Origin of the sequence: Romboutsia sp. 13368, from assembly GCF_018336475.1 — a bacterium.
Lineage (GTDB): Bacteria > Bacillota > Clostridia > Peptostreptococcales > Peptostreptococcaceae > Romboutsia.
The window spans coordinates 758203-761478 of sequence record NZ_CP048741.1; the positions used below are offsets into that span (position 1 = coordinate 758203).

Consider the following 3276-nt stretch of genomic DNA (forward strand, 5'->3'; position numbering starts at 1 on the left):
ATAGTAAATAACTCWWYKWMMRCTAATATAGAAGGTGTATTTGCTTGTGGAAATGTTGTTCATGTTCATGACTTAGTTGATTTTGTTACTAAAGAAAGTAGGATAGCTGGTAAAAATGCAGCACTTTACTCTTTAAATAAATTGCAAAAAAATCCTACAGTAAACACTATTGCAAATGATGGAATTTCATATATAGTGCCACAAAGTATAGATACAAATTGTGAAGAAGATATAAACTTATTTATGAGAGTTAGAAATATATATAAGAATAAAAAATTAGTTGTAAGAAGTAATGATACGGTAATACTTGAAAAGAAAAGACGTCATATGATTCCATCTGAAATGGAAAATATCAAAATAGGTAAAGAATTATTAAAAAATATAACAGGGGATATTTCTGTTTGTGTAGAGGAGGCATAAAATGAGTAATATAGCTAATATAACTTGTATAGTTTGTCCAATGGGATGTCCACTTCAAGTTACGAAATTAGATAATGGATATAAAGTTGAAGGAAATACTTGTAAAAGAGGAGAAAAATACGGAGTAGAAGAATTAACTAATCCAAGAAGAGTTATAACTACTACAGTAAAATTAAATGGATCATATTTAAATTTACTCCCAGTAAAAACTGAAGACTCTATACCAAAAGGTATGATGTTTGAAATTATGAAAGAATTAGATAAAATAACTGTAAATGCACCTATAAATGTAGGAGATGTAATTGTTGAAAATATATTAGGAACAGGTGTTAATGTAGTAAGTGCTAAAGCAGTATAAAAATTATTTGAAATTATAAGAAATAATAATATGTAATTACTTATAATTTCAAAATAGTAATATATTTCATACTATAATAAACTTTTTAATGTAAAAAATAATATTAAATTTACATTAAGGAGGTAAAACATAATGAAAAAAGGATTAATACCTGTTACATTAGGAGTAGCTGTAACAACGGCGGGTTTAGCTATAGATTCTAACCAATCTAAAGCAAGAAGATTTAAATCTAGAGACTATGCAAATATGACTGGAGCTTTATTAGTAGGAGTTGGTGTTGCTCACATTGCATTAGGAGCAATAGATATGTTAAAAGAATAGTAAAAAAAGGTATAGGAATTTAAATATCCTATACCTTTTTTTATTAAATTTATTATAAAAGTATATATTATAGTTTATTTTATTTACTAGATATTTTTTAATGATTTTATGTATTTTATATTAAGAAGATATGAAGAAAGAGGTATACCAATAACCATACTAACTATACCTTGAATAATATTAGAAGGAACTGAACCTAATGAGACTATAAAACTACCTTGTAAGAATGCACCAGATATTAAATATCCAAATACCATAATAATAACACCTAATAAAGTAGCTAAAATACTTTTTATTAAATTAGTATTTTTTCTAACTATAAAACCAACTATATATCCCTCAAATCCTTTTATTATTAATGTGAATAAAGCCCAATGTGAATAGCCTGTTAAAATATCAGCTAAAGCAGAACCAATTCCACCAGCAATCATACCAGGTATTGGTCCAAATACAATTGATGTTACAAAAATAATACTATCACCTATGTTAACGTACCCCTCAGTCATAGGAACTGGTATTTGTATAACCATAGTAGCAACACAAACAAATGCTATCAGAAGTCCATTTAGTACGATTAGTTTAGTTTTGTTATTCATTTTATATCCCTCCAATTAAAATATTATAAAAATTATAACAATATCAACAATTTAGCGCAACAAAAATTGAGAATATAGCAGTTTATAATTAGAAATATGATTAAATCATTTAATATTTTGTATTATTTTATGAGTTAGTATAAAAGATTAATAATTTTTAATAATATTAGTAAATAATAAAAAAATGGGTAAATATATACTATAAATTCAAAATAATTTTTACTTAACATAAATTGGAGGAATAAAGATATGTCAAACTGTAATTCATGTCCATCAAAAAATGGATGTAAGAGTCAAGCAACTTGCAATATAGAAAATAACCCTAATAATAAAATTGGTAAGATAATAGGTGTTATGAGTGGTAAAGGTGGAGTTGGTAAATCTACAGTAACTGCGCTACTTGCTAAAAAATTAAATAAAATGGGATATAAAGTAGGAATAATGGATTCAGATATAACAGGTCCAAGTATACCAAGACTTATGAATCTTCAAAATCAAAGGGCTATGTCAAATGGTAAAGATATATACCCTATAGAAAGTAAAGAAGGTATAAAAACAATGTCTATAAACTATATGGTAGACAATGAAAATCAACCAATAGTATGGAAAGGTCCTATGATAGGAAATGCTGTAAAACAATTTTATAAAGATGTAATGTGGGGCGAGCTAGATTATTTATTAATAGACATGCCTCCAGGTACTGGAGATGTAGCTCTTACAGTAATGCAATCTATACCAATAAGTGGAGTAGTAATGGTATCAGTGCCTCAAGATATGATTTCAATGATTGTTGCAAAAGCTGTTAATATGGCTAAAATGTTAAATATAAATGTATTAGGTGTTGTAGAAAATATGAGCTATATACAATGTCCTGATTGTGATAAAAAGATAAAGTTATTTGAAGGAGAGGAAACAAATAAATTTTTAAGTGAAATGAACTTAAATCTTTTAGGAGAACTTCCTATGACAAAAGAAATTGTTAATATAACTCATAATGGAGTATCAGAAGTTAGTGATAGTTTAGATAGTATATTAACTGATATTGTTGATAAAATAAAATAATTAAAGAGTATATTTAATTAATAATAGATAAAATTTAATAATAAAAGGAAAGCCAGTAGCTGATCAAATAAGTGAAAATTTAATAAAAGAAGTTAATGAATTAGTTAAAGNNNNAGTATATTTAATTAATAATAGATAAAATTTAATACAARTTTATAAAATAANNAAGCTGATAGAATATCTATCAGCTTATTTATTTTATAAACTCTATGCTTTTTACATTATTTTTATTTATAGCTATAGCGCTTCCTAAATCTCTTCCAGACATAGTAAGAAAGGGTACATCTTCGCCTTTATTAAATTTTTCTAACCAATCTACTAGAGAATTAAAATTTCTGATATTATTGCTTTCTACTATTCTTACAAAATTATTTTTAAAGGTTATTTTTATCTTATCATTCACATTAATCACCATCCTATAATATTATTTACCCAATATATTTACAATAAACTAAATTTATTTATGAATAAAAACTATTATACATAAAATACTATAGAATTTGTATTAAATATAAAATA

The 3276-nt window shown here is 25.2% G+C and carries 5 protein-coding genes and 1 pseudogene; 4 read left to right on the forward strand and 2 right to left on the reverse strand.

Translation table 11 applies throughout. From position 1 onward, the window contains the following. The 3 genes and pseudogenes from G3997_RS03045 to G3997_RS03055 form a co-directional block, all read left to right on the forward strand. Window positions 1–420: pseudogene (locus tag G3997_RS03045) on the forward strand (pyridine nucleotide-disulfide oxidoreductase); the annotation flags it as partial. A gap of 1 nt (window position 421) precedes the next feature. Next, window positions 422–778 (forward strand): DUF1667 domain-containing protein, encoded by a 357-nt coding sequence (locus G3997_RS03050; protein WP_296647906.1) that lies wholly within the window; start codon window positions 422–424, stop codon window positions 776–778. A gap of 132 nt (window positions 779–910) precedes the next feature. Continuing rightward, window positions 911–1099: an asparagine synthase gene (locus tag G3997_RS03055; protein WP_296647910.1), complete on the forward strand. Its 189-nt coding sequence runs from the start codon at window positions 911–913 to the stop codon at window positions 1097–1099. Between the two features lie 86 nt (window positions 1100–1185). Here G3997_RS03055 and G3997_RS03060 read toward each other — a convergent pair whose 3' ends face one another. Next, the gene (locus G3997_RS03060; RefSeq protein WP_296647914.1) at window positions 1186–1695 is read right to left on the reverse strand and encodes an ECF transporter S component; all 510 of its coding nucleotides are present in this window, start codon (window positions 1693–1695) and stop codon (window positions 1186–1188) included. Window positions 1696–1944: 249 nt separating this feature from the next. On the opposite strand from G3997_RS03060, the gene G3997_RS03065 reads away from it, so the two are divergent. After that, window positions 1945–2757, forward strand: a complete 813-nt coding sequence (locus G3997_RS03065) for an Mrp/NBP35 family ATP-binding protein (RefSeq protein WP_296647918.1) — start codon at window positions 1945–1947, stop codon at window positions 2755–2757. A 193-nt stretch (window positions 2758–2950) separates the two neighbouring features. Here G3997_RS03065 and G3997_RS03070 read toward each other — a convergent pair whose 3' ends face one another. Further along, window positions 2951–3160 (reverse strand): hypothetical protein, encoded by a 210-nt coding sequence (locus G3997_RS03070; RefSeq protein ID WP_296647922.1) that lies wholly within the window; start codon window positions 3158–3160, stop codon window positions 2951–2953. Between the last annotated feature and the right edge of the window lie 116 nt (window positions 3161–3276).

What these genes read in the sequence shown, in the direction of transcription:
- G3997_RS03065 (WP_296647918.1), top strand. Translation starts at nt 1,945, where the DNA reads ATGTCAAACTGTAATTCATGTCCATCAAAAAATGGATGTAAGAGTCAA.
- G3997_RS03050 (WP_296647906.1), top strand. Translation starts at nt 422, where the DNA reads ATGAGTAATATAGCTAATATAACTTGTATAGTTTGTCCAATGGGATGT.
- G3997_RS03055 (WP_296647910.1), top strand. Translation starts at nt 911, where the DNA reads ATGAAAAAAGGATTAATACCTGTTACATTAGGAGTAGCTGTAACAACG.
- G3997_RS03060 (WP_296647914.1), bottom strand. Translation starts at nt 1,695, where the DNA reads ATGAATAACAAAACTAAACTAATCGTACTAAATGGACTTCTGATAGCA.